This is a genomic window from Rhodococcus sp. BS-15, from assembly GCF_000813105.1.
Taxonomy (GTDB): domain Bacteria; phylum Actinomycetota; class Actinomycetes; order Mycobacteriales; family Mycobacteriaceae; genus Rhodococcoides.
Genome location: NZ_BAOX01000018.1, coordinates 1 through 24,798 on the forward strand (window position 1 = coordinate 1; position 24,798 = coordinate 24,798).

20 protein-coding genes and 2 pseudogenes are annotated in these 24,798 nt (G+C 62.0%); 18 read left to right on the top strand and 4 right to left on the bottom strand.

The window, feature by feature from the left end:
• Positions 1-1,433: 1,433 nt before the first annotated feature.
• The 5 genes from RHBS_RS04235 (at position 1,434) to RHBS_RS04250 (ending at position 5,005) form a co-directional block, all read left to right on the top strand.
• A complete protein-coding gene (locus RHBS_RS04235) occupies positions 1,434-2,153 on the top strand; it encodes a ParA family protein (protein WP_187298359.1) in 720 nt (239 codons plus the stop codon).
• The gene (locus tag RHBS_RS04240; RefSeq protein ID WP_306303509.1) at positions 2,153-2,779 is read left to right on the top strand and encodes a hypothetical protein; all 627 of its coding nucleotides are present in this window, start codon (positions 2,153-2,155) and stop codon (positions 2,777-2,779) included. The genes RHBS_RS04235 and RHBS_RS04240 overlap by 1 nt, the downstream gene beginning before the upstream one ends.
• Before the next feature lie 29 nt (positions 2,780-2,808).
• On the top strand, positions 2,809-3,057 hold the full coding sequence (locus RHBS_RS31735) for a hypothetical protein (RefSeq protein WP_306303510.1): 249 nt from the start codon (positions 2,809-2,811) through the stop codon (positions 3,055-3,057).
• 266 nt (positions 3,058-3,323) lie between these two features.
• Entirely contained in the window at positions 3,324-4,379 is a 1,056-nt protein-coding gene (locus RHBS_RS04245; protein WP_128644907.1) for a hypothetical protein, read from the top strand.
• Positions 4,286-5,005 carry a hypothetical protein gene (locus RHBS_RS04250; protein WP_128644908.1) on the top strand — a complete coding sequence of 240 codons (720 nt, stop codon included), beginning with the start codon at positions 4,286-4,288 and terminating at the stop codon, positions 5,003-5,005. Before RHBS_RS04245 ends, RHBS_RS04250 begins: the two co-directional genes overlap by 94 nt.
• Before the next feature lie 988 nt (positions 5,006-5,993).
• Here RHBS_RS04250 and RHBS_RS04255 read toward each other — a convergent pair.
• Entirely contained in the window at positions 5,994-6,578 is a 585-nt protein-coding gene (locus RHBS_RS04255) for a hypothetical protein (protein WP_128644909.1), read from the bottom strand.
• 1,277 nt (positions 6,579-7,855) lie between these two features.
• On the opposite strand from RHBS_RS04255, the gene RHBS_RS04260 reads away from it, so the two are divergent.
• From RHBS_RS04260 to RHBS_RS04275, 4 genes and pseudogenes are all read left to right on the top strand, one after another.
• Positions 7,856-8,554, top strand: coding sequence for a hypothetical protein (locus tag RHBS_RS04260; RefSeq protein WP_128644910.1), 699 nt, complete (start codon positions 7,856-7,858; stop codon positions 8,552-8,554).
• A gap of 127 nt (positions 8,555-8,681) precedes the next feature.
• Positions 8,682-9,553 (top strand): annotated as a pseudogene (locus RHBS_RS31740) (site-specific DNA-methyltransferase).
• Positions 9,550-9,924 (top strand): hypothetical protein, encoded by a 375-nt coding sequence (locus RHBS_RS04270; RefSeq protein WP_236745344.1) that lies wholly within the window; start codon positions 9,550-9,552, stop codon positions 9,922-9,924. The pseudogene RHBS_RS31740 and the gene RHBS_RS04270 overlap by 4 nt, the downstream one beginning before the upstream one ends.
• Before the next feature lie 21 nt (positions 9,925-9,945).
• A complete protein-coding gene (locus RHBS_RS04275; protein ID WP_128644912.1) occupies positions 9,946-10,185 on the top strand; it encodes a hypothetical protein in 240 nt (79 codons plus the stop codon).
• Positions 10,186-10,301: 116 nt separating this feature from the next.
• Here the strand turns inward: RHBS_RS04275 and RHBS_RS04280 are convergent, their stop codons facing one another.
• Together RHBS_RS04280 and RHBS_RS04285 are read right to left on the bottom strand one after the other, a co-directional pair.
• Complete coding sequence (locus RHBS_RS04280) at positions 10,302-10,622, bottom strand: hypothetical protein (RefSeq protein WP_128644913.1); 321 nt, start codon at positions 10,620-10,622, stop codon at positions 10,302-10,304.
• A gap of 349 nt (positions 10,623-10,971) precedes the next feature.
• Positions 10,972-11,811 carry a conjugal transfer protein gene (locus tag RHBS_RS04285; RefSeq protein WP_187298361.1) on the bottom strand — a complete coding sequence of 280 codons (840 nt, stop codon included), beginning with the start codon at positions 11,809-11,811 and terminating at the stop codon, positions 10,972-10,974.
• A 246-nt stretch (positions 11,812-12,057) separates the two neighbouring features.
• Here RHBS_RS04285 and RHBS_RS04290 point away from each other — a divergent pair, with 246 nt between their 5' ends.
• From RHBS_RS04290 to RHBS_RS04315, 6 genes and pseudogenes are all read left to right on the top strand, one after another.
• On the top strand, positions 12,058-13,383 hold the full coding sequence (locus RHBS_RS04290) for a hypothetical protein (RefSeq protein ID WP_145977471.1): 1,326 nt from the start codon (positions 12,058-12,060) through the stop codon (positions 13,381-13,383).
• An 18-nt stretch (positions 13,384-13,401) separates the two neighbouring features.
• The gene (locus RHBS_RS04295) at positions 13,402-15,243 is read left to right on the top strand and encodes an AAA family ATPase (RefSeq protein ID WP_128644916.1); all 1,842 of its coding nucleotides are present in this window, start codon (positions 13,402-13,404) and stop codon (positions 15,241-15,243) included.
• Between the two features lie 40 nt (positions 15,244-15,283).
• Positions 15,284-16,810, top strand: coding sequence for a type VII secretion protein EccB (eccB, locus tag RHBS_RS04300; RefSeq protein ID WP_128644917.1), 1,527 nt, complete (start codon positions 15,284-15,286; stop codon positions 16,808-16,810).
• 52 nt (positions 16,811-16,862) lie between these two features.
• Complete coding sequence (locus RHBS_RS04305) at positions 16,863-21,113, top strand: FtsK/SpoIIIE domain-containing protein (RefSeq protein WP_128644918.1); 4,251 nt, start codon at positions 16,863-16,865, stop codon at positions 21,111-21,113.
• Between the two features lie 188 nt (positions 21,114-21,301).
• Positions 21,302-21,700, top strand: coding sequence for a hypothetical protein (locus RHBS_RS04310; RefSeq protein WP_187298362.1), 399 nt, complete (start codon positions 21,302-21,304; stop codon positions 21,698-21,700).
• A 295-nt stretch (positions 21,701-21,995) separates the two neighbouring features.
• Positions 21,996-22,280, top strand: a pseudogene (locus tag RHBS_RS04315) (HNH endonuclease family protein); the annotation flags it as partial.
• A 9-nt stretch (positions 22,281-22,289) separates the two neighbouring features.
• Here the strand turns inward: RHBS_RS04315 and RHBS_RS04320 are convergent.
• Positions 22,290-22,910, bottom strand: coding sequence for a hypothetical protein (locus RHBS_RS04320; RefSeq protein WP_187298363.1), 621 nt, complete (start codon positions 22,908-22,910; stop codon positions 22,290-22,292).
• A 646-nt stretch (positions 22,911-23,556) separates the two neighbouring features.
• Between RHBS_RS04320 and RHBS_RS04325 the strand changes: the two genes are divergently transcribed.
• The 3 genes from RHBS_RS04325 to RHBS_RS04335 all read left to right on the top strand — a co-directional run bounded on the left by RHBS_RS04325 (position 23,557) and on the right by RHBS_RS04335 (position 24,772).
• On the top strand, positions 23,557-23,907 hold the full coding sequence (locus RHBS_RS04325) for a hypothetical protein (protein ID WP_128644921.1): 351 nt from the start codon (positions 23,557-23,559) through the stop codon (positions 23,905-23,907).
• Between the two features lie 184 nt (positions 23,908-24,091).
• Positions 24,092-24,373, top strand: a complete 282-nt coding sequence (locus tag RHBS_RS04330; RefSeq protein ID WP_128644922.1) for a hypothetical protein — start codon at positions 24,092-24,094, stop codon at positions 24,371-24,373.
• 36 nt (positions 24,374-24,409) lie between these two features.
• A complete protein-coding gene (locus RHBS_RS04335) occupies positions 24,410-24,772 on the top strand; it encodes a hypothetical protein (RefSeq protein WP_128644923.1) in 363 nt (120 codons plus the stop codon).
• Positions 24,773-24,798: the final 26 nt, after the last annotated feature.

Below are 24,798 nucleotides of genomic sequence, written 5' to 3' on the forward strand. Positions count from 1 at the left end.
AACCGCGGGTACGCAGATGTGTCTGACTGCCTGAACCGAGCCCGCCTTGCGTCCGATTGTTGGAATGCGTTCCCGCGCGGAAGCGCGAATATGCTGCTTCTCGGTGGTGCGGTATCGGCCCCGATCGTTTTCAGGGCTGCCCCCGCTCGGGCCAGGCGTCGCGTTCCTCAGTCGAGATGTGCGTCATCTGTGGATGGCTGCACCCTCCGCTATGGGCACGCGGAGGCTGCGATGCTCGGTCTCAGCTCGCACTGCTCACTCTCGTGAGCAGGTTCCTCGATCGACCAAGCGCGCCGATGCGATAGGTTCTCGGGTGGATCTTGACACCCGGCTTAGGCCATGCGTCTGCGGCTTTCGTGCATCGGGTGGCCGAGTCGCCGCACAGGCGCGATCACGTCGTGGCGATGGCGCTCTGGGATGTTCGGTATGGCCACCCATCGGGGGAGGGGTGATGCTTCTTCTGTGGTTTACCGCGGTAAACCACAGGCGATAGACGGCCCTTGGCCGCTTCTACCACTTCGCGTGCAATTGGGCGCGCCGGACGGAAGGATCGCCACCATTTGCAGCCCCTCCGTCAGTGGGAGTGCGAGAGATATATAGTCGGGGCCAAGATCTGGGTCGCAATGGAGATGGAATCTCGGGACGGCGGGATTGCGCTGGCGTCGAGTTGAACGGTGCACGTCTGCGCCATTTATGCAGTCAAGTCAGACTAGATCGTCGACTGTGAAATGTGGACTAGTTGACGAGAGGGGCCCTGAGATCCAAGGCTATTGGCTTGAGTCCAAGAGATGCTCGCGTCCGCTGGTGGGGACTCTAGGATCGGCCGAATGAAAATTTGCCGGAGGGTTAGATGATGGTGTGGTGGGTGCGGCGGCCAACAGTGGGGGAGGGGCCTCTGGTCGAACAGTGTCTATGGCATTGATGCCTCGGCTCGTCCCCATGTACTGATGGGCCTCCTCGTAGCAAGACGCGAGCTGGTACGCCCGAGATCGACTGGCGTCACAGTGACGTAATGAGCTGGCATGATCCTTTAGGCGTAGATGACTGGTCTGTCGACGAAATTTCTGTCCCGGAGCCGTCCCGCGCGTGGCCCGCCTGGCTCGAACGCTAGAGAGACGCGGCCTCCCGGAAGGTAGGTTTACCGCGGTAAACGAGGTGTGTGTTCGGCTACTGATGTCAGATGCAGTTGGAACCGCGAACCATGAACCATCCGCGGACGGCGACGGATTCAGAGAAAGTTGTCACAAAACGCGTCTGTGTTGTTCCCCAAACCACACCTTGTGGTGTATTATCATTACTACGCGAACGGGCGAATCACCCCGCGACTCATGGGAAGTGGTACGACTTGTTCGCAATTCACCGGCTCCGCAGGGGATGGGGCGGTGGTCATCCGAAGTAGCTCCTACTGGAGCGAAGCACACGGAGGTATAGAAGTGTCTGTAGTTGCTCTCGTCAATCAAAAGGGCGGCGTTGGTAAGTCCACTCTCACAATGAACCTGGCTGCCGTCAAGGCTGCAGCGTTGACGGATGGGATGGATGGCGATGTCGACTCACCTGTCGCCGCCATCTCCGTTGACCCACAGGGTTCTGCGCTTTGGTGGGCTGACCGTGTCGACGAACTGCCGTTCATGGTCGATCAGATCCTCGACAATGTCGAAGTACTCAGGAACCTCGACAAGTTGCCAGGTATCAAGCACGTATACGTGGACACACCTGGTTGGTTCGATCTGAGGGACAAAGACAGCGACGAGGCTGGGGGAGACCTACTCGGCACCGGAACATCTGCCGACGCCCTGCGTGCCGTCCTCGACGTCAGTGACTTCGTGATCGTCCCGATCACGACGGAGCCTCTCAGCTTCGATCCGACCGCCCGGACAATCAAGAAGTTGCTTGAGCCGCTGGGCAAGAAGTACATCGTGGTCATCAACAACTGGGACCCACGCGACGGAAAGATCGACCTCGACCAGACTCGCGAGTTCATCGCAGCGAATGGCTGGCCCGTGGCCAAGACGGTTGTCCGGCGGTACAAAGTGCACGCACGAGCCGCAGCCGACGGACGCGTTGTCACAGAATACGAACCCAATCGGACGGCCCTGCAAGCCCGCGAGGACTTCTGGAAGCTCAGCGTCGAACTATCGGACGGAGTCAACTAATGGCAGCACGAGGAGGACGCGCGAACTTTGCTTCGCTCGTCGACGCAGTGGGCGACAAGTCGTCTGTGGATCGCAAGGACCCGGCAGCTCGACAACAGCCGCACACCACCGGATCAGGTGACGGACAGTTCCTTCCCAACGTTCCTTTGGAAATGTTGGTTTCGAATCCGCGGAACCCGCGCACCCAGCTCGGTGACCTGACTGACTTGTCGTCTATTGCCGACAAGCAACTGCAGCCCGGCCTAGCCATCAGCCGAGGGGCATTCCTCAAGATATGGCCGGAAGACGAAAGCCAGCTTGGCGATGCCAAGTACGTAGTCGTCAACGGAAATCGGCGGCTCGCGGCCGCTAACAAATACGGCAGGGACGGACTCGACGTCGTCCTGCGCGACAACGTCGCCTCAAGCCGCGGCGAGCTGCTCTGGGCTGCCACTAGCGAGAACATCGACAGGCGTGATTTCGATGTACTCGAGGAAGCCAAAGCGGTCGAAGGGCTCGTGGCTGAGTTCGGGAGCGCCGACAAGGCCGCAGAGAAGCTCGGGCGCACGAAGGGTGGGTGTCCCAACGGCGCGCATTGCTCAAACTTGCACCTGAGCTGCAGGAGGCTCTACGTGCCGGCGACCTAGCCATCCGGCAAGCGCGTTCATTGGCCCAGGTGCCTCTCGAAGAACAAGTCGCTGCGTGGCGGACCGCACAAGACGACCTCGCTGACAAGGCAAACAAGAAGCAGGAGAACAAGGAAATGCCCAAGCCGAAGGACCCCGACGACGCCGACCCCGCTCAGAAGGTGGTCCGCTCGTTGAGAAAGCTCGTCATCGGCCCTACGGACCTCGCCCAGGCAATGCGCGACTACCTTTCCGACGACGACTTCCGAACTCTCATCGCCACGCTGAAGAAACTGTAGACACTCGCGACGGCGCAGAACTCCTATCGACAACCGCTGTGCGGGTTCAGTAGCCCTCTCCGGCACTTGAGCCCAGTCCGCGCCTAAACAGGCCTACTGGACCCGTACAAGTCCCCACGACGGCCATCAGAAGGTGCCGTAAACGCTCACGTGGGTCGCGCCGCGGAGGCAACGTTCGGGCGTACCGATTCCAGTCCAATTCCGCTTCGAGCGAGCACCGATCGCAGGTTCCCCAACCGTCAATTTCGCAGAGGAGCATGGCACCAATGACCATCGTCAAACCTGGAAGTCGACACCATGCTCTGATCATCAACAGCGTCGGTGTCTACGACCTCGACGGCAACACCATCACCCGCGGCCCAGTCACCAGCGTCGCGAAGTTCCAGACCCTTCTCGACTGGCTGCGCACGAAAGAGATGCTGGTGCCGATGGCAGTCACCCCGCAAATCTGGATTGCCGGTTTCGTCGCGTGCGACGTCCTCGGATGGAACCTCGACTACGACGACCCCGCGGTGCTCGACGCCCTCGCGAACACTGCTGACCACGTCGAGATGGCCGCTGTCGGCAAGAAGATGCTGACCCAACGAATCGTCACCACCCTTGCCGACGGATTCGACAATTTCGGAACAGGGTGGCGACTGCGCGTACCCGCAGACATCCCGCTCGACGAAGTGGCGACAGGCCCGTTGATCCCGCTGCAGTACAACGACGGCGGGAATCGCCCGTTCCGCGTCGACGTCTTCATCGAGCCGTACATGTGGACACTGAGCGTGAAACCGCAACTCGGAATTCTCGGAAGTGAAGGCGGGCCATCGGCATTGCCCGTGGCCGAAGCCGAACTGACCACCGAGCTCGCGCGCCGAATCCGTTGGTCCATTACATCCCTCGGCACCTTGCCCGCCCTCACCGGCGCCGGAATCGGAGCGAACATGGTCGATTCGATCTTCCGACCGCGTCGCAAGGCCGCCGAGAAACTCTCCGACAGCTCCCGATCCGCCCAGAAGTCCCCTGCCTTCGTCACCGACCCCACACCCCTGCCGACTCTGGTGGGCGACGACCTCGAAGCGAGATTCCTTTGCTGTGGTCACGCAGACCGGCCCCGGACGAGATCGCGAACGCAACCACTGCAATCGTCGTCGACCAGCGTGCGTCATACCTCGCGTCTGCCGGAACTATCAGCCTCGGGTGGGGCGACCCGGCACACCTCGCCGGCACCGCACTGGACGCGGTGCTGCGCCGCGACAAGATGCCGTTCGCGCTCTGGCACGTCGAGATCCCCGCACCGTCCGAGGTCAATGCCGACCCGCGCCTGCCCGTGGTGATCCCACCCATGCAACGAGACTTCGACAAGCGGTACACGGCTTGGATCACGACGGAATCGCTGACGACGCTGACGAGCCCGGTACCCGACGGTGGGGGAGGACTGGACCTGATCGACCTCCCGATCAGCGAGGCCTTCGTCTATCCGCACGAAGGCCGGATTCTCGAAGCCTGGGCGAAGAAACTCCGTCTCGCGCGCGCCGAGGCGATCGAATCCCAGGACGCCGCTGCCCGTGAGATCATCGCCGGAATCTACAACGGTTACATCGGACGCATGCGTCACGCGGAGAACTGGTCGAGCAAGTACAAACAGCACCACCATCAACCTGTGTGGAGGTGGGCGATCATTGCCAACGCCCGCGCCCGCGCCCGCAGACACGCCATGCGGATCGCATCAGAGCACTCCCTGTGGCCGATCGCAGCGCACACGGACTCGTGGACCTACCTCACCGACGGAACCGTCGACCTCGCTGACCACACCGGCAATCTGGGACGGCTCCAAGTCGAGAAGCGCATCGAGCTGACCGACGAGATGCGCGAGCAGTTCACGAACGCACAGGCGATCACCGTCGGGACCGTCGAATCGATTCTCGCGTCGAAGATCTCGACACCAGAATCCGGTCGCTGACACCCGCCACGCAAAGCAAGACGAGCGCACCCAACGTGCCGACGCCAACGCCATGCCGTGCCCCGGTGGCCACACGGAAGTAGCCAAGCCGACGGATCGAGACCGCCGGCGCGCGGCGATGGATCGGTCCGACCCTGCGCGCAGTGGCCGAACACTTTGCCGCGACCGGTCAACCACCACGCTGGCCGCAACCCGCGATCTTCATCATCCGACAACAACGAGTGTCCCACTCGCCACAGGTCCGCGAAGGTCGCAGCCGCGTCCCCGATGGTTGTGGTCGGGTCGACAAGACGCCGACCACTCTCACACCAGACATGCAGCGCGCTCGCCGAGTCAACATTCCCTGACGCGCAAGAAGGACCCGACCGAGTTCGCCTTCATGCGGCTGAACCGGAACCAGGAAGGATGGTGCGGGGACCGTCAGCTATCTCGAGCCGGGGGCGATCACAGGCCAGGCGTCTGTCCGCCGAACGTGGGCTGAGTCCGCCGATGTGCGCCGTCACTTCGACCCTTCGTAGCCGGGCCACACCGTGTCACCGAGCGTGCCACTCCCCAACGTGGCGGTCTCGAAGTCGCAGACGAACAGGGGCGACCCTACTGGGGCAGGGCGTAACTAACCGGCGGCCGCGCGGGCGAGCAAGCCTAGGGGTGAGGCCGATCGGAAGCGCGCGAAGTGTAGGTGCCGGCCGACCTGCCTACCGCCCGACGCGATATGACGCACCCAACTGCACCGTCCCGCATGAAAACGGTTTCGGGGCTCCTCCGGCGCGAACCGCACCGGCGAAGCCTCGCATTGTCGTACCCGCTGTCAGGACACATTCGAGCGACGAGCTAACCCAGCGGAGACACCCCTGCCCTGGTTGGGCGGGCCCGGAGCCGGAGCCGGAGCCGGGCAGCGGAACATGCTCTTCTCAGTTGCCGACGGCCGCGTCACAGCCCCGATCTGTTTGCCTCCGCTGGCCCAGAACTCACCGTGCAGGGTGGGGCGTCACGACGCACGGGTGAGCCAGGCGTCGAGTGTTGGTCGAGAGACGCCGACGTGGTTCGCCAAGCTCGATTTACTCCAGGACCGTGTCGAGAGCAGCGTCTTGCACGCATCCCCAAATTGTAGGCCCCGTTGCTGCTGTGAAGGCGTCGGACGACCCGCCGCTGGAGGGCCTTCGTCACCGAGGAGAGCGTCGAGAACCGCCAGCCCATGGATTGACCACCAACCCAGGGCGACGTACCGGCTCCAGTTCCGCGCGACCATCTGCAAGGCACGCGCGAGACGCTCGGCGGCAACAAGCGAGGTCTCCTCGTCCGCCAGCAGCCACCGTCCGCACAGTCCGACAGTCGGATCCACGCAGGTGTCCGCGATCCGCAGAAGCGCTCGTCCAGTAGCGAAGCGTCGATCGGAATCGGCCGGCTCCGAGATCGCGTTGTAGAACTCGTCGGATGCGAACTGCCCGACCACGGGCGATGGTAGGTCCGCGTTGGTGTCGAGAGCACGGATGCGTACAGCGTGGGCGCAGTACTTGGCGACCAGCGGTGCGTCGACGTTCGGTCTGCCAACCGGAGTCCCACTCGATCTCATCGCCGCGTCGATAATCGCTGAGGGGACGCCGACCACCCTGCGTGGCCCCGGCACGACGGCAGCTGCTTGCGAGAGTGCAGGCGTGTCGTGCAATGAATTGCGAGAGTTCAAGGGCATTCGATGTCCGCCTTCTTGATCTGGAAATTCGACCGACATGGCAGAGGTGCAATGCGGCGTTCCGTTCTTCCGCCCAGCCTACCTGCAATCTTTACACTATTTGGAAGTGGCGTAAAGTTAAGCGCTGAGTGAATGCGTTGGAGGCTGAGCGGTACTAGCGCTGGACGGCCGCCCCGTGCGCAACGCGCCCCCTCAGTGTGAGCCCTCCAAAGGCCCAGACGAACCCTCCCCCCCGACTGGCCCGAGCAGTGCTCTCCGAGACGCCCTCCAGGAGCCCCTCTGTCGCGGCCTCTGAGCGTGCGCCCAGACCAGCGGCTATCCCACTCCACCAATACCTCCAGGACCCCCTTTGTTATGACGTGGACGCGGCCCGGCTCGCGGGAAGCCTACGCACTGCGACCTGGGCCTGCACCCACCCAACCCCCTTTTCTGCCTCAGCCCGCCCCCAAGAACTCGGCTCCCTTGCCCCCGCTAGAAACCCCGCGAGACCCCCCTGGCCTCACGCCGACACTTCTGCCGCATTCCCCACCCGAAAACCCACTCGAGTTGGTGGTCGAAGCCCCTCTTCCATCTACCCAGTTGCAGTCCAGTTTCACCCTTGGCCGTCACTGGAAGTCGACAGTGGTCAATCGGATGCCGGTCGCCCGCCGCCTCCCCGGCAGGAACCGCTTCGGGTGCAACCGCCGGGCCGAAGTGCGCGCACACTGATGCGAACGCAAAATCGGGATGCGCACTGCCCGCACGCGCAGTCGCAGATGCGTCCAAATTGCTGATCGCACGCCAGGTCGCCAACGCGCGCAACACCGGCCGGCGGAACGCAACGTCGTCCTGACGGTGGTCGCGACAACACGCGGGACGATGTCGCCCTCACGTTTCGAGCTTCATGCCCACGCATCGTGGCGCGCCGATCCGCGACGTGTGCAACAGGGGAGAGCAGTGTCGGCGAAACTCGCGACCACGCAACGCGCGGCCGACAATCCGGCCGGCAGCGGTCGGTACGTCACGATGCGCCCGAATCAAGGCGTGACATGCCCTGCGCGCGCAGGCGAACGCAGGGGCGGTGTACTTACGCTGGTAAGTACACCGGGCGTTGCGGGGACACCTCTCTGCGCCTACGGTGGGGCAATGGAAGAAGCCATGGCCGAACTGGGGCATGCAGTATGAACACCTTCGTACAGAAGCGACGACCGCTCGGCGATCGAGACACTCGCAGCGAAGCACCGCAGGCTCTGACTACCGCTGCAAAGGCGGGCGCGGCCGACGAACGCGCGATGTTGGACTTGCTGCTCGACCGATACACCGAGATACGTAGAGGCTCAACATCCGACCGATGGATTAGAGCCGAACACGTCGGGTCGAACATGGGCAACGACAGTAAGCGCATCGCCGACTTCATCGCCGTCGACAAATACCTAAGCAGCGGACTGGCATTGCACGGGCACGAAGTCAAAGTGTCTCGAGCCGACTGGCTTTCCGAGCTGCGAAACCCCGCCAAGGCCGAATCGTTCACGCGCTACATGAACTACTGGTGGCTGGTTGTTCCGGATTCCACGATCGTCAAGCAAGGTGAACTCCCTGCAGGATGGGGACTGCTCGTCAGATCCGGAGACAAGCTGCGCGCGCAGGTACGGGCACCGAAGCTGGCACCGGCACCACTCCCGATCGAGCTATCGCTGTCGTTGACATCCGCGGCGGTGCGAACCGCCAACCGCGAACCTCTGCGGCGTGACGCCCCGCTGGCGCGGCCCGTTGGAGCGCCGCCGTCCTGCTCTGCTTGTCGACGGGTCGCCCCGTGCGCGATCCACCAACCTCGGGCGCACCGCGCCGCGGTCGAAGGTTCCGGTCCGCAGGATCGTTGACGCGTGACGGGCCAATGCGCGCACGTGATCACACTGGCCGAAGGGCACACTCCGAGCGGGCGCAGACGGTTCACGTCAAGTGCGCGGTGTACTTACGATCGTAAGTACACCGGGGTAGGCTTCGAGCATGGTGGCGATGTACTTCGAGGACGACACGGTAACGCTCTATCACGGTGACGCACTCGATGCGGCCCGCTCGATGCGCCCCGGATCTGTCGACTGCATCGTCACGTCACCGCCCTACTACGATCAGCGCGACTACGGCGAAGACGGGCAATACGGACTGGAAGATACTCCGGAGGAATACATCGAAGTGCTGCGAGCGGTGTTCTGCGAACTCCTCGACAGAGTCCTGACCGCCGATGGAACGCTGTGGTTGAACATCGGCGACACCTACGCCAGTCGGCCCTCGCACACCCGCGGTCGAAACTCCCAATTCAACGGCCGCAAACATGACGCAGCGCAAATGATGAAGTCCGCTCAGCGTCGACGCAGTCGAAGCCCAGCACTACCCCAAAAAGAACCTGATCGGCATTCCATGGCGTCTGGCCCTCGCGCTGCAGGAAGACGGATGGTATCTACGCAGTGACATCATCTGGGACAAGCCGAACGCGCAGCCGGAATCGGTGCGCGATCGCCCGACACGAGTCCACGAGTACATCTTTCTGTTCACGAAGTCCGAGAAGTACTGGTACGACCCCGATCCTCTGCGTGTGAAGGGCACCAACGCGCGAGATGTCTGGTCCATCCCGACGCAGCCGTTTCCCGATGTGCATTTCGCGGTGATGCCCGTTGCAGTGGCGGATCGTTGCGTCCAAGCCGGTTGCAAGCCAGCCGGGACTGTCCTCGACCCGTCTTCCGGAATCGGCACAACTGGGTCTTGCGGCTGCACGGAACGGACGGAAATTCGTCGGGGTGGACCTCAGCGAGAAGTACCTGGCTATGTCGCTTCGGACTCGCCTTGCAGGTCGAACGATCGATTTCGGCGATGCGTCGTGAACGGAAGTACACCCGATAGCCTGGCGATCGTGCCGAACAAGCCCAAGACCCGGAGGCGGAACTTCCGCATTTCAGACGCCGTCTACGACGCAGCAATGGATGCGGCGGTGTCCAATGGAGAGACGCTGACTGATGTGGTGGACCGAGCGCTCGTCGGCTACACCAGGCGCACCGTGACCAAACGCGCAGTGGAAACCCGGAACCGGAACTTCCGCGTCGAAGACGCCGTCTACGACGCAGCAATGGATGCGGCGGTGACCAACGGAGAGACGCTGACTGACGTGGTGGCCCGAGCGCTCGTCGGCTACACCAGGCGCACCGCGGCCAAGCATGCGGCGGAGGAACGAGACGGCGACGGCAGCAACCGCTGACCTGACCCGCCGCCGGCGCTTATGACCGAGAGGTCGATTCTGTCCGGCGAGGTCGTCAAGAACGGTGCGAGCAACTGGGAACTCAGCTGCCAGGAGCACAAGGTCCCCGGTAATTCTGGATTCACGGTCTGGGCTGCCCTTCAACTAGAGGACATCCCGTTTCTTCTGGGCAAGACGCCTGAGGAAACGGCACGCCTATTTCTGGAGACCGTGAACCGCAACCCCGCCGGTGACGTGACCTGCTGGGGTCGGCACTTCTGACACCGCCCAGGTAGCCGTGCGTTGGTCCTGCACACCACACCGATGATGCGCAGGACCAACGGCAACGCGCACCGATCGTCGGGTTGTTCGCAGTGGACGCGCTCAGATGGTGATGGTTATGAGGGTTCTCCTGGTGCGACGCCGTCGGAGTTGTTTCGTTGGGTATCGAGGAGTGCGGTCCGGCGGGTGCGCCGTACTGTGCCGAGGCCCGCAGCGGCGATGATGGCAACTGATGCGGTGCTGCCGACTTTGAGGATCCAGTGAACTGCGTTGTTGGGGTCGTCGAGCTGGATCCACAAGCCTGCGATGGTGACGATGCTGCCCGCGATCATCACCACGAGCGCCCAGTTCGCTGGGGTGGTCTTTCCCCTTGTGCGGAATGTGAGACTGGCGACGGCAGCGGCGAGAATGATCACTAGTCCGGCGGTGATGAGCATCGCGTTTCCCCTTGTTCCGTTTGCGTCGGCACCAACTCTGCAGAGGGCTAGTCGTACCGCTAGGTTGTGTCCGTGGTTTGCATGGTGCCAGGAGGTGCCGACATGGGCCTTCGGGTGCATCGGCGTCGCGATGACCCCGACAATCGTGCGGCTGGCTGTCCGGGTCAGGGCGGTCACGGCAACCTCGGACCGCCTCCATCGCAGGCTGCTCGAGCACGCGAAACTGGACTTCACCGGTGGCCGCCGTGACCGATTTCTTTGAGGGGAGGTAAGGGCTGATGGCTTAGCCCTTACCTGGACGCCGGATGCTGCAGGTCGTCCTCTGCTATGAGGATTGGTTGGTGAACGGCTACTTTCCCTGTCGAACGGTCGAAAAGTAGGTCAGGTCGCTGATCGCGTCGACCACCCACTGCCCGTTGTCGATCGCGTGGACATTCAGGGGCACCTGCAGGGTGGTGAACGTGGTGACCGACGTCGACGCCTTGACGGTGACAAGGAGGTCGACTGCCGTCCCTTCTGCAGCGTTCTGGACGTCGACCTGGCTTCGGGAGTCGATGCGCACCACGTTGGTCGTCGTGTACGGGGAGTTGACAATCGGTTCGGCCGTGAAGTTGCTCGAGACGAAGCGCCCCAGTGCACCGGACTGCGACGTGTAGAAGGCGGAGGCGAAGTTCGCCACGGTGGTACCGAGCGTCGAGCTCGTCGGAATCTGGCCGGTGTACGCGGAGTCGACGGTGATCTGCGGTCGCGAATTGTTCACCACGCGGGGGAGGGTCAGCGCAGCCAACGAGCCATCGTGATCCATGACGGTGACCGCGAAGTAGTTCCGCTGCGGGGTTCCGGTGCCGGGGCGGACGAGCGTAGCTCCGATCGTTACGACCCATTGAGTATCCGGCCCTGCGCTGTTCGACTCCAACCGCGCCACGTTCAGATCGGAAACCTCGACGGGCTCGGTGTTCCACTCGCTCGGCGCAGCCTGTTCGTTCCCGAGCATCTGCTTTACAGCGGCACCATCGGACGCAGTCCCCGTCAACCACAGCGTCAAGTAGTTCTGAGCGAAGAACTGCACCCGGCTGATCCGGTTGAAGTCTTCAGTGGTGTTGGGAACAGGCGGAGCAGGACGAAACACGAGGAAAACCAGCAACAAAAGCACCACGAAGGCAGTTATATAGGTGGTTATCACAGACATTTTAAGGCTCTTCAGAAACCGGCTTTCGTCGAAGATGAAGGCCGTTATGTAACGAGGCAAGTTGCTGATGTATCGAGCCGGTTTCCGCATGTCTCTATGCTACTATCACAGGGGTTTTCGTGGAAGGGGCACTGCATGCAGCGACCGGATAGTCCGGGCGATGGGACGTCTCGTAACACCAGTGATCTCAAGAGTCTCTTCGCGGAGTTGGATAGTACCCCGATAACCGAAATGAACGTCGACTCGATGATCGATCGTTTCGATGCCTCTACCGCTCAACGACCAACCAGTTTCGCTCCTGTCGATCCCGTGCCCGAGGGCAACGCAAGTCCGCGCAACAGTGGCGGACGCACAGGGGGACCGGCACCGTACGGAATATCGGGACCTGCGGTCGCCCGGCCCACCATCGACGACGACGGATCGGATGAGCGTGACGACGACGCGGTTACTGGCCAGTTCATCCCCAGTTTCAACGACGTGGAACCCACTCGAGACGACGAGCAACCGGTCGACCGGGCCCCACACGACACTGGCTCTACAGTCAACGCCGGCACACCCGACCGCGGAATGCCCCGGTTGGACATCTCTTCCGACGTCCTGGACCTGTGGACACGTAGTGACGAGATCTACGGCGACCCGGATAGAACGTGGAGCGACCGCGATAACCGCCGAAGCCAGGACGCCGTAGAAAGCCCGCGGATACCCGTATCGGACGACTCCTATCCGGTCGTACCAGAACAGGATTATCAGGGCGCAAATGCGGCAACTCCAACACCGGTGACGCCAATACCCTCGACAGAAACCGCGACTCCTCACGAGCCGCCGAATAGCCCCACCGACACACCGAAGAACAACACCGGATCAGCATTGGCCTCCACTGCGGACAAAGCGAAGTCCGCAGTGGGGTGGTACCGGACGAGGGACACACGCGTCAAGATCCTGATCGGTCTCGTCGTCCTCGCTGTTTTCCTCACAACTGTCCGGATGTTCAGCGGGGAGGACAGTGCAGAAAGCACGGCGACGAGCGGACCGGCAGCAGTGGTCGAACAGGCCGAAACACCCGCGCCGGTCAACCCCCAAGCGACAGACGGCGTCCTACAACCGACATCCGTGGCGGCCGAATGCCCCTCCGGCTCGTCCCGACCCGAACTGGCGTTGAGCGCCGATCCGAAAGACGCATGGATCTGCGTCCGCGCGCAAGGAATCGACGGAGCCATCCTCACCCTCACCTTCCGTCGGCCCGTCGTCATCACCGAAGTGTCACTGGTGCCGGGATTCAACTATGTCGAAGCATCCGGCGTCGACCGGTGGACCGAACACCGATTGCCTTCCAAACTGCTCTGGACCTTCAACGACGACACCGAATTGGTCCAAGACATCGTCCCCGCCAGAACCGGCGCAACCTTGAAAGTCAACGCCGTTGCAACGCAAACTGTCTCGCTGACCGTCATGCAGACCGTGACACCGAAATCAGAGCAAGTCGAGTCGGATCTGCCCTTCGCTCTGTCACCTGCCGCAGGCAGCGACAGTTTCGCGCTTTCCCACCTTCAAATCACCGGCCACGAAGCCTGAGAACGACAAGGATCACCGATGGACGAGAAGCAAATCCGTGAGAACTATTACCTGGGCATGGTCGACGTCCTGGTCAACAAGAGGCCCAAAGCGGGCCTGCAACGGTTCGAATACACCCTGTCGAAGATCTCGCCGCCCCAAGTCGACCTCTACCGCGCGATAGCCGTGGCGAAAGGGGTCGATAACAACTATGCAGTGACCGACGAGGATCTCCTGGTTTTCCTCGAGCACATCGACACCTGGGGTGTCCTCTCGGTCGAACAAAAGATGAAGCCGTCGTACCCCGATCTTCTGCAGTACCGGGAACTCATGTGGGGATTGGAAGTCAAGGTCACCACTCCGGCTGACGTCTACGCCTACGCAGGGTGGGCGGTCGCCCGAAAAGGCGACTACGACCGGGCCAAAGCGATTCTGGACTACATCCCCCACACGACCCGTACCGAAGGGGCCGACCTGGTCGAAGCCCTGATGTTCTATCAGACGGCGCGATGGAACGACGCGATCAGCGCTGCCGGGCGGTTTCGGCAAGCTCCGTACTTGGACGTCGACGACAAACCCGTTGCCGACGACAGAGGCACCTTCCAGCTCAACGTCATGCTGATCCTGGCCTCGTATCTGATCGCGGGAACCGGTTGGGCGCATCTCGGCGACCCTCAGGCAGCCACATCCCTTCTCAACCAGGGCCTTTCACACCCCCACGCGGGCAACTTTCCGCAAATCAGCGCCGAGATGTGGCGCGTCCTGGGCCTTCTCGAACGTGCCGCTGGACGTGAAACAGACGCCCAAACCTGCTTCTCCAAGGGCTTGGCCATGGCCAGCTCCCGAGAGCTGATCGATACCGCCGCCAACCCGAACCTCACCATGACGATCACCAGCGAGGCGATGATCACACGGCGGACCAGCTACTGGGATCGATCTACCGAGCCTTCTCTGGAAACCGAACGCCAAGCTGCCGCCAGCTCCGATCGCGCGGCCATCCTCGCTGCAGCCGACGCCGCGCTCGACCAGAAGATCGGCATGATCGACGTCAAGGAGCAGGTCAAAGGGTTGCGCGCGAGCGTGGCGTTCAGCGCAGAGTTGGCGCGCCGCGGCAAGTCGGTACAAGGAAGGTCCAACCATCTCGTCTTTTCCGGCCCACCCGGAACGGGCAAGACGGAGATCGCCCGGATCATCGCCCGTATCTATCTCGGCCTTGGTATCACCCGCACCGACGCAGTCAAGGAGACCCGCCGATCGGACTTCATCGGCGAGTATCAGGGCCACACCTCGGCGAAGACGAAGCAGGTGATCGAAGAAGCCGCCGGTGGTGTGCTGTTCATCGACGAGGCGTATGGCCTGATCAAGAGCACGAACGGTAGCGGTAGCAGCGGGGACATGTTCGGTCAGGAAGTAGTCGACGAGCTTCTCGTGGCGTTGGAGAACAATCGGAGCGATCTGATCGTCATCATCGCCGGATACGAGAAGGAGCTCAAGGAGTTCCTGGACCAGAACCAGGGACTGCAGTCGAGGTTCCCCACCTGGATCAGGTTCGATTCCTACACTCCGTCGGAGCTCGGCCAGATCGCCAGGGTGCAGGCGGAATTGAGAGGGAGCATCCTCACCTCGGACGCCGAAGATCTCATCGTCAAGGTGATCACCGACAAGCTCGCCGGCGTCGCCGCGCACAACGGTCGCTCCCTGATCGACGTTGCCGCGAACGGGCGCTTTGCCCGCAACATCATCGAGACCGCCGAGCGGTTCCGCGAGCTACGGCTGGTGAACTTCGACCTGGCGTCCCTTCCTGACGAACAGCTCGTCGCGATCACCGTCGACGACGTCGCCCAAGCATTGGCCCGCGCCATAGGGGAGCTATCGGCATGACGAAAGACACTGGCCACGAACACAGTCGGGGGGAAATGAGATGACACGCAGGCTCACGGACAAGCTGCAGATCTCCGGCTACCGCCTCCTCGTACAACGTATCGAGCAGGGCTTGATCAGCCGGGATGTGCGTGGATTTGCCTCCCCCTTCTCGAAGCAGGGCCAGGCCTTCGCCATCGGACTCGGGCTGGGTGGCCTCATTCTCGTTGCTGCACTGCTGATGTCGGTGCTTCGGCCGGCTGCGCTGTCCGGAGACGCCAAAATCCTCGGCACCAGCTCCGGATCGCGATACGTGGTGTCCGACGGTGTCGTGCACCCCGTGACCAACCTCGCGTCGGCGCGCCTCATCGCCGGTACGCCGGCCGACACGAAGATCGTCAAGGACAGTGAGATCGACAAGTTTCCTCGAGGAATGCTGATGGGGATTCCGTCGGCACCCGACGCGATGATCGCCCGAGGGGACGACGTCTCACGGTGGGCGGTCTGCTCCCAATACGACGCACAGTCGGAACTGTCTCTGACCTCGAGCACACAAGCCCGCACCATCGTCGTCACCGGTGACGACACCATCACCCCCAACACCAGAATCGGCGACGGCACAGCACTTCTGCTCTCAGCAGCTCGGCCGGTGGACGGTAGCGCTGCCTCAACGGCATCGCCTTCGATCTGGCTGCTCTACAAGGGCAAGCGCCTGGCCGTGGACACCAGTGCATACTCACTCAAGACCACGCTGCGGATCAACGACGAGCAGATCGACAAGGCGGTCCCCGTCACCGAGGACTTCATCAACTCCATCCCTGAACGGACACCGTTCACTCGCCCCACCATCGCCAACGACGGCGCGGTGTCGACCGCGCTCAACCGTCAGCGCGTCGGATCGGTTGCCACCACCGACGGCCCCGACGGAACCGACCACTGGCTGATCCTCGACAACGGAGTCGAAAAGATCGGGCCGTTCGTCGCCAACCTCATGACCAACAGCGGTGCCCCGACAACGGACGACGTCACCGCAACCGAGATGGCGTCCGTGCCCCAACGTTCCGACTTCGACTTCTCTGAATTCCCCTGGGAAACACCCACTGTCGACCACACCAGCTCCACTGTGTGCTACGACTGGAGCCGCCGAGGAGACGCTGACGCCGACGGACAATTCCACGCAGGGCCGTCGGTACCCCTGACAGCCGACCAGAGAGCCGACGCCACAGCCTTCCTGCCCGCCCGCAACACCACGCCGCAGGCCGACTACTTCTACACCACACCGGGAAAGGGGTGGCTCGTCTCAGCGACCGGCCAGCCTGAGTCCTCACGCACCGAGGGGCAACTGTGGTGGGTGGCCGACAACGGCATCCGTTACGCCATCGGTGCAACCGCCGACGCGCCGATCAACCGAGTCCTCGAGACCCTCGGACTCAATCCCACACACCCACCCAACCGTGTGCCCTGGTCGATCCTGCAGCTACTACCGCAGGGCAACACCCTCTCACCGGACGCAGCGCGGGTCGTTCACGCCAACATTCCACCGGAAATGGCGCAGGCCCCGGCTCCACCAGCACCCGAGATCAACTGATGACCACCACCGAATCGACGTCGACAGTCCGAAGCACGGCAGGGGAGAACTAATGGGCACCATCCCGATCACGCCACGACCAGCCGTTACCAAACCGTTGAACGGCGAAACGGTCAATCTCCCCGAAGTGCTCACGCGCGACTCCGACGAGAAACGCCCCATCCTGCAACGCATATTGCCGCTGTTCATGATCGTGATGATGGTGGGATTCGTCGGACTGATCATCGTGACATCCGGCGGCCTGGCAAACATGAACCCGATGATGATGATGATGCCCATGATGATGGTGCCGATGCTGCTCATGGGCGTGGCCAGTTCTGCAGGCGGACAATCGAAAGTCGCCGCCATCAAGAGCTACTTCCTGCACCTGAGCGAATCGCGCAAGCAGGTCCACAACCAGGGCGAGCTGATGTTCACCGCGCAAAGGGAGTTCTTCCCGCAACCCGAAGTCCTGGCCTCATTGATCGGTGACGACGACCTCGACGACGTCTCGGCGATGTGGACCATCGGCGACGAAAAGAGTGGCGGGATTTCGACCGTCGACAAGTCGACGTCGAGACAGCTCACGTACAACCCCTACATGGCCGCACGAATCGGCCTCGGGACAGTCGAACTCGAACCGAAGCTCACCGCCGATCCGCTACAGATCGTGGAGAACCTCGAACCCGTCACCGGCACAACGCACATCAAATTCATGCGGACACAGAGGTTCGTCACCGGCATGCCCGTCGCCTACCACCTCGGCAGCGCACCGTTCTACAGGATCCTCGGCGACAACGACGACGACACCCTTACACTGGCACGCGCCATGGTCAGCTCCCTCGCCTACAACCACGGACCCGACGAACTCGCCCTCATGCTCGTCTGCGACGACCCCGACGGTCCGGACTGGGCACCGATGAAGTGGCTCCCTCACACGCTCCGTGCGGCAACCGGTAGCACACACAAGGGCCGCACCATCTTTCGCACCATGGAAGAATTCATGGCAGCCACCGAAGCGTTGCGCCTCGATCGCGGGCCGGCCGTCGTCGGGCTGGGAGCCAACAGGTCGGCAACCACACCGCGAGTCGTGGTCATCATCGACGCCCCCGACGACATCTTTACCCTCCCCACAGGATTGACCGCGTCGGGCATCGCCGGTCTGACGGTCCTCATCGTCCGAGCCGAAAGCCTCGGCAGCGCCCTCACCATCGGCCCATCGGAGACCCTGCAGCTCGAGAACCGAAAAATCACCATCGACGCCGATACCGACGCGGCCGTGGCCGACGCCATGACAACGACCGACTTCGCTGCTTTCGCACGCAAGATGGCCCCGTACCGGCCATTCGGGTTCGGGACCGACAACTCCGACGTAGGAGTCGTGGCACCGCGCACCAAGCAATCGATCAGCTTCGCCGAGGCGCTCGGAATCGACGACATCGACGCATACGACCCCCACGCCGAGTGGGAGCGCAATGCCGCCGCGCCGGCAGTGCGAGCTCCTCTGGGTTACGTCACAGATGACGCAGGCAAGGCCACTGGCGAGATTCTGTACCTCGATATCGCCGAGACCGCCAAGGGCGGAACAGGGCCCACCGGCGCTCTTCAGGGTGTCACCGGTTCCGGCAAATCCCACCTCATCGGTGGTTGGGTGGCATCGATGGCTGCCCACTACTCGCCCGAGCGACTGAACTTCATTCTGATGGACTTCAAGGGTGGCGCGACATTCATTGGCTTCCAGACACTCCCGCACGTCCTTGCTGTGATCACCAACCTCGAGCGCGAAGCTGAGCTTCTCTCCCGCGCAAAGGACGTGATCCTGGGCGAGATCACCCGACGCGAAACCCTCATCACCGAAACGGCTCGCGCGGCCGACATCATCGAATATCGAAAGGTGGCCATCAGCCGACCGGAGCTGCCTGCGCTCCCGGACCTGTTGATCGTCGCCGACGAGTTCAAGGAATTCATCGAGAACAACCGCGAGTACATGAAGGTGTTCGAGTCCGTCAGTCAGAAGGGGCGGTCCCTCGGAATCAAGCTCCTGCTCGCGAGCCAATACATCGACCAGACGATCATCGGAAACGTCGGAAAGAACCAGACTTACGGCATCAGTCTCAAGGCGTCGGACTCCGCATCGTCGACGCAGGTGATCAAAAGCGCGGCCGCAGTTCAGCTACCAATCGGAACCGGTGACGCTTACCTCCGGCAGGACCGGCCACCGGAAGGTGTCGATCAACTGACGCGGTTCCGCGGCTTCGACATCGGGGCGGAGTACCGTCGCCCGCTCGCGCCCCGGACCATCGAAGACAGAACGACTAGAGGTGGGGGAGTCACCGTCGGAGACTTCGACGACGACGTCCACTCTCTCGGACTGAGCCTGTTCACCTCGATCTCGGACGAACAGCCTGTCACGGGGCGTCACGCAGCACCCGAGGTAGCAGAGCAGGCCGCCGTCGAGACCGGGATGACCATCAAAAGCGCGGTGCTCGGCCGTCTGGCCGAGATCACGGACATTCCTGCGCCGAAGCAACTCTGGTTGCCAACCCTCAAAGCGCCGATCACAGCCAAGACTGTCGGCCGCGCACAGTCCTCCGACCGACTCAAGTTCAGGATCGGTGTGCTCGACGATCCGCGCCGCCATCAGCAATTGCCGTTCGACATCATCCCGGAAGGACCGAACGCCCACATCCGTGTTCTCGGTGCACCGGGAAGCGGGTGCTCGACGACGATCGAAGCCATTGTCGCGGCCGCTGCACTGAGCTACCGGCCCAAGGAAGTTTCCTTCTACATCATCGATTGCGGGGCGAAACTTCAAGAGGTGGGGGAGTTTCCGAACGTCGGACAGTACGCGCGTCGGCAAGAGACGGAGATGATCGATCGACTGCTCGGTGAGTTCCTGCGTGTGGCCGAACTCCGCGACACCGAATTCGGCCGTCGTTCGGTCACGACCTTCACCGCGTACCAGCAGTCGCAGATAGCCGAACCCAACCCCTCCGACCCCTACGGCCATATGTTCCTGGTGATCGACGGAGCTCAGACCTTTCTCTCCGATGATGAGGACTATTCCCGTCGGCAGCGTCTACTGCGGATCCTCGATCGCGGCAGGGCATACGGAATCCACGTCATTGCCGCCGGAGGACCCGAAACGATTTGGACCAGAATCGATTCGTACTTCGGGCTGTTCCTCTACCACTCGGTCCCGGACACCTCGGTTCCGGCTGTCTCGATCGACATCGACACCAAGACAATGATCAAGACGATGCCGAACAACCAGCCCGGTCGTATCTTCGAGCTCGGCCACAAGCTGCACGGCCGCGTCATGTTGCCCCACGTTGGGACAGTGCTGCCCGCAGACGCTAGTGATCCCAACAACCTCAAATGGGACTATCAAACCGATCACGGCGCAGCGATTGCCGCATTCGGAGAGGAATTGGCGCGCACACACGGCGGCGAGACCGCCGAACGGATCGTGACCGTGCCGCAGGTCCTGGCCAGCGGGATTGTCTACGACATGTACCGCAGCTGGGTTGAGGTCGAGCCATCGGCGCGCCGCACCATGCCTCTGGGTGTTTCGGCGGCGGACGTGACCCTGGTTTCCCTGCCCGACACCAGCGTCGGTTCGAGATCGCCACACCTGATCGTCGCTGGTGATCACGGTTCGGGAAAGACCACGATGCTCCGGTGGTTGATGGCGATGATCACCCAGCAATACACACCAGACGAAGCAGTCATCTACCTACTCGACCCGTCGTACACATTGCTCAACGAGCGCGACTACCTACGCAGGACAGGTCATCTCGCTCGGTACGGCACCGACAAAGCGACCTCATCGACCGCCGTGGAGGAGGCTGCCAACATCATCAAGGGCAGACTGCCTTCCGACCCGGAAAGCCTGAGCGCCCAAGACATTTACACTCGTAGCTGGTACACGGGGCCCGAAGTCTTCGTCGTTGCCGACAACGTCGAGCAGCTCACCAGCGCGGAATGGGGCGTTGTAGGGCCAATCAATCAGCTCGAGGGCTTGCTCAACCGGAACGACCTCGGACTGCACATATATGCGTCCACCCCGGCGAACACCTTCAGTATGGACAAAGGAAAGGGCATTCTCAACGCGGTGCTGTCCACAAATCCCCACACCCTGCTGCTGTCAGGAACCGGTATCGAGGCAGTGTTCGGCTCGGCCGCTACCGGTAACGCGGTCAAGTTCCGCAAGCGCCGGCCCGGTCTCGGGCAGCTGTACTCGGCCGACTTGGAGCACTCGCCGGTCATTCAGACACCGAACGAGCCCCCATGGGAACTCCCCGACGATTCGGTCGCACAGTGACCCGCGCTCGACGCCGCGGCCGCGTTCTCGTAGCCGCCCTGGCTGCGGTGCTGATCGGGGGCGCGGCGAGCGCAGGGTGTGGGTCGAACACTGTTCTCACGCAATCGATATCGGGCGGCGGAGGTGAGCACCAACTCCCAGGCGGGGGTGCACAGCAGTCGGAGAGTAGTCCCACGGACTCCAGGGCAGTGCTCGTAGACGCTCAGGCAGCTGGGGCACAGCTCGCCTCGCTGCCCGTCAAAGGCCGTGCACCCAAGACCGGGTACAGCCGCGACGAGTTCGGCCAAGCGTGGAGCGACGACGTCAGCGTCAGCGGTGGCCACAACGGTTGCGATACCCGAAACGACCTTCTCACAGCGAATCTCGTGAATGTGGTGTTCAAAACCGGCACGAGAAACTGCGTGGTCCTCTCCGGCACTCTGACCGACGCGTATACCGGATCGACCATCGATTTTGTTCGTGGACAACAGACTTCGAGTTCAGTTCAGATCGATCACGTCTTATCTGCAGCTTTGTCAACTGAATGTCTCAGTTTTGCTGGTCAGGACGTCAACGCCATGCCGCTGACCGAAGCGGTGACGGTGTGACGCGCAGGCGAGCGATGGGTGTCGCGGCGGCTCTAGTTTTCGTCGTCGCTGTGTCCGGTGGTTGCTCGGCTCTGCCGGATGAGTGACGCGTTGCGCGGTAGCCATCGGCTCGCTCCTCTTCGTTTGCTCGAAGGTACGCCCGGCCCCGCCTGATTCGACGCACCCAGACGATGCGTGTCGGCGGTGTCGTCGGCGTACCTCGGTTGCCTTGGATAACACTGCCGCCCACGCATCCCGATCTCACGGAACAAGCCCCAGGATGATGTTAACGGCACTGCCTGATAGCTACTGATTACATGTCGGCGCTTTTTCGGACGCGTGGCAGAAGGGTGCCCAGCAACTGTCCCTGGACGAGCGCCGCGATCTGGCCAACGACCCGCGGAACCTCGTGCCCGTCGACGGCCCCACCAATTCGGCGAAAGGAGACGGCGATGCAGCGACATGGTTGCCGCCCAACCGCGGATACTGGTGCGCGTACGTGAGCCGCCAGATCGAGGTGAAGGCCGCCTATCGGCTGTGGGTCACTGCGGCCGAGAAAGACGCGATGAACCGCGTTCTGGGTTCCTGCCCGGCATCCTGACGTCCGCTTCTACGGGGTCGAGTCACCGTAGATGGCCTTGACGGCGAACTGGGCAGCCACGTCGAACGAATCGACTGCCTTGACGAGATGATCGAGGGTGTCGGGGTCGAAGTCGTAGCCGTACTCTTCGACACTGTCGAGAAGGTCGGCCTTGTCTTGCTTCCCCATTCCGGCCGCGAGTAGTCGCATCCCGGAGTAGCTCGCCAATCCATCGTCGTACTCGATACGGGATGGATTCCGGGCGGGGAGGTAGGACCGGTCGTAGTTGGCTAGGTCGATGACAGCGATGTCGGTGCCCTCGTGGTAGCCACCGACCATCTTCTGTGACTTCGAGTCCTCAACGACGCCGACGCCGGACGACCCGGTTCCGACGTAGTTGTGGTCGACGACGAATGTCAGTCGTGCGTCGGAGTGCAGAACGGGAATCGACGACGGACTGAAGTCGACTATCGGCGATTTGCCCGTCTCGTCGTAGGTGGGTGCCCATCTGAGCCTGTCCTGCGTGAGTCGCACGAAACCCGATGTCGGTGCCGAGTACCAGTAGATGCAGGTAGCTCTGTCGCCGAGTATCCAAAAGATCGGCGATACCACGTTGGTATTGATCCATACCTTCGAGTTATCGTCGATCACCCCTTTGCGGTACAGCTTCACCACACGCCGGAGTTGCTCTGGCAAATTGGTCGCGTAACCCTTGGGTTTGGAGATGTACACCCGCATGTGGAATAGCGTATCGGAAAAGGTCCGAAATACAGCATGTTGAGGTAAGAAGCCGCCACCATTCGATTTTCATGCTAACGATGCTGTACCACTTCGGGCACGATCCCAATTTCACCGAGGCATGGAGGGCTGTCTGGAGTGCTGTGTGGAGGGTTGAGGCCGCGTCGAGTGTTCGCTGTCGGTTTCCAGGTCCGCGCGGGAGCTTCTGGCAGGTCAAGGGGGCTTGATCCAACCGTCTCGATACTTCTTATCGGTGTGCACGAGAAAAGGTGATGCCGGAGGGCTGTCCGGAGCCATGGTCATGTCGCCGGACGGGTGGTGCTGGAGGCGGTTGCGTCGGACGCCAGGGTGGGTCCGGCTCAAGGGGAGCTCGGTGGGATGTAACACGCTGACCCAGTACGGCGTAATAGGGGCCCAATACTGTCTTTTTCGAGCGGTTATCGTCTCGCGTTAAAGGCCGTTATGGTGATAGTCTCATCGCTGTGTTGTATGGATCAGTCACCCGCTGCGCGGCCCCTATACCGAACAGCAGTCACGGCGATGAGAGGGGCGGGGGAAGATGTCCGATATCACCTGGGCCACCACCGCTATAATGCTCATAGTCTCCGCGGTATCGGCGTGGTCGATTTCCGCATCCAAGCTGCTTTTCGGACGACGCAGAGCAGGGCGGCTGGGTATCGACCCACGTATAGCGGGCACGGTAGGAGCAGCAGGAGCGACGGCGCTCCTGTTCGCAGCTGTCGCTGCGGCGTTCCTCGGTGCCGAGTACGCGCGTCAGACGGCGTCGAGCGCAACATCTCCTGTGTTTCTGATCCTTGCGGTCATCTCGTCGACGCTCAGCGTCGTGTCGGCGTACTGGTACGCGGGCACCTGCACATCGGTCATCCGGCACCTCAGGGATCTGGGATGAAGGCACAGCCATGGCAGGCGGCACCCGATTCGGCCGATCGGACCCCGATCGGGGTTTCGCCGCACTCCCGCAATCACGGTCATCCGGTGGCAGTGGTCCAGACCTCGCACACACGCACGACAACACGGCCACTTACGAACTCGACACACACCACAGTGCGTCACCCCGAGAGGAACGAACACAGATGAACACCAACGACGGAGGGTCCGCCCTAGGTCAGCTGTCGACCGCAATCGTGGTGCTTTTGGTTGCCTTCGGCAGCGTGCTGGCCGCGTATCAGCTCTTTCAGGTGTTCAAGAGGAGCGGTAATGACGCCAAATCCGCCGACACCGAGCAGAGTTCCAAGGACTACCTCAACGTTTTGATGAACTACGGCATTTTCGTCGGACTTCTTGCCGTGTACCAGTTCTTCGGTTCGTGGATCGCCGACATCATCAGGTCGGTCTTCTCCGGACTCAGATCCTGAGCATCGCGGATCCAAGAGGGGAGTGCGAGGAAGCAGATGCAGAAATTTCGCGTCTTCAATCACGTCAGTCGAGTCGGAGTCGAGTGGCGTATCGGCGACACCCGATTCCAGATACCGAGCATGACATTGCTGATGGTGGTGTTCTTGACAACCATCACGCTGGCCGCACTCGCAGGCAGGGTCGGCGGCGCATTCATGACGGCTATCGCCGTGATCATCGTGATCACGGGAGTGGTGGCGTTCGCGCTCACCCTCAAGACGGTGCTGCAGATGAACAACATGGGACGGTTGCGCGAATCGACACAGATACGCCTCCTGGTCGGATCCGCGAAATCACCGATATACACGAACTTTTCGACCCCTGACCAGGCAAGTGGCCCCGTGTACCGCAACACCTGAGCTGCAGAACTCCTTTCGGGACAGCA

Excerpts from the sequence above, each read along its gene's own strand:
- RHBS_RS04240 (WP_306303509.1), top strand. The coding sequence starts at position 2,153 with ATGGCAGCACGAGGAGGACGCGCGAACTTTGCTTCGCTCGTCGACGCA.
- RHBS_RS04245 (WP_128644907.1), top strand. The coding sequence starts at position 3,324 with ATGACCATCGTCAAACCTGGAAGTCGACACCATGCTCTGATCATCAAC.
- RHBS_RS04255 (WP_128644909.1), bottom strand. The coding sequence starts at position 6,578 with ATGAGATCGAGTGGGACTCCGGTTGGCAGACCGAACGTCGACGCACCG.
- RHBS_RS04260 (WP_128644910.1), top strand. The coding sequence starts at position 7,856 with ATGAACACCTTCGTACAGAAGCGACGACCGCTCGGCGATCGAGACACT.
- RHBS_RS04275 (WP_128644912.1), top strand. The coding sequence starts at position 9,946 with ATGACCGAGAGGTCGATTCTGTCCGGCGAGGTCGTCAAGAACGGTGCG.
- RHBS_RS04280 (WP_128644913.1), bottom strand. The coding sequence starts at position 10,622 with ATGCTCATCACCGCCGGACTAGTGATCATTCTCGCCGCTGCCGTCGCC.
- RHBS_RS04285 (WP_187298361.1), bottom strand. The coding sequence starts at position 11,811 with ATGTCTGTGATAACCACCTATATAACTGCCTTCGTGGTGCTTTTGTTG.
- RHBS_RS04290 (WP_145977471.1), top strand. The coding sequence starts at position 12,058 with ATGATCGATCGTTTCGATGCCTCTACCGCTCAACGACCAACCAGTTTC.
- RHBS_RS04295 (WP_128644916.1), top strand. The coding sequence starts at position 13,402 with ATGGACGAGAAGCAAATCCGTGAGAACTATTACCTGGGCATGGTCGAC.
- eccB (WP_128644917.1), top strand. The coding sequence starts at position 15,284 with ATGACACGCAGGCTCACGGACAAGCTGCAGATCTCCGGCTACCGCCTC.
- RHBS_RS04305 (WP_128644918.1), top strand. The coding sequence starts at position 16,863 with ATGGGCACCATCCCGATCACGCCACGACCAGCCGTTACCAAACCGTTG.
- RHBS_RS04325 (WP_128644921.1), top strand. The coding sequence starts at position 23,557 with ATGTCCGATATCACCTGGGCCACCACCGCTATAATGCTCATAGTCTCC.
- RHBS_RS04330 (WP_128644922.1), top strand. The coding sequence starts at position 24,092 with ATGAACACCAACGACGGAGGGTCCGCCCTAGGTCAGCTGTCGACCGCA.
- RHBS_RS04335 (WP_128644923.1), top strand. The coding sequence starts at position 24,410 with ATGCAGAAATTTCGCGTCTTCAATCACGTCAGTCGAGTCGGAGTCGAG.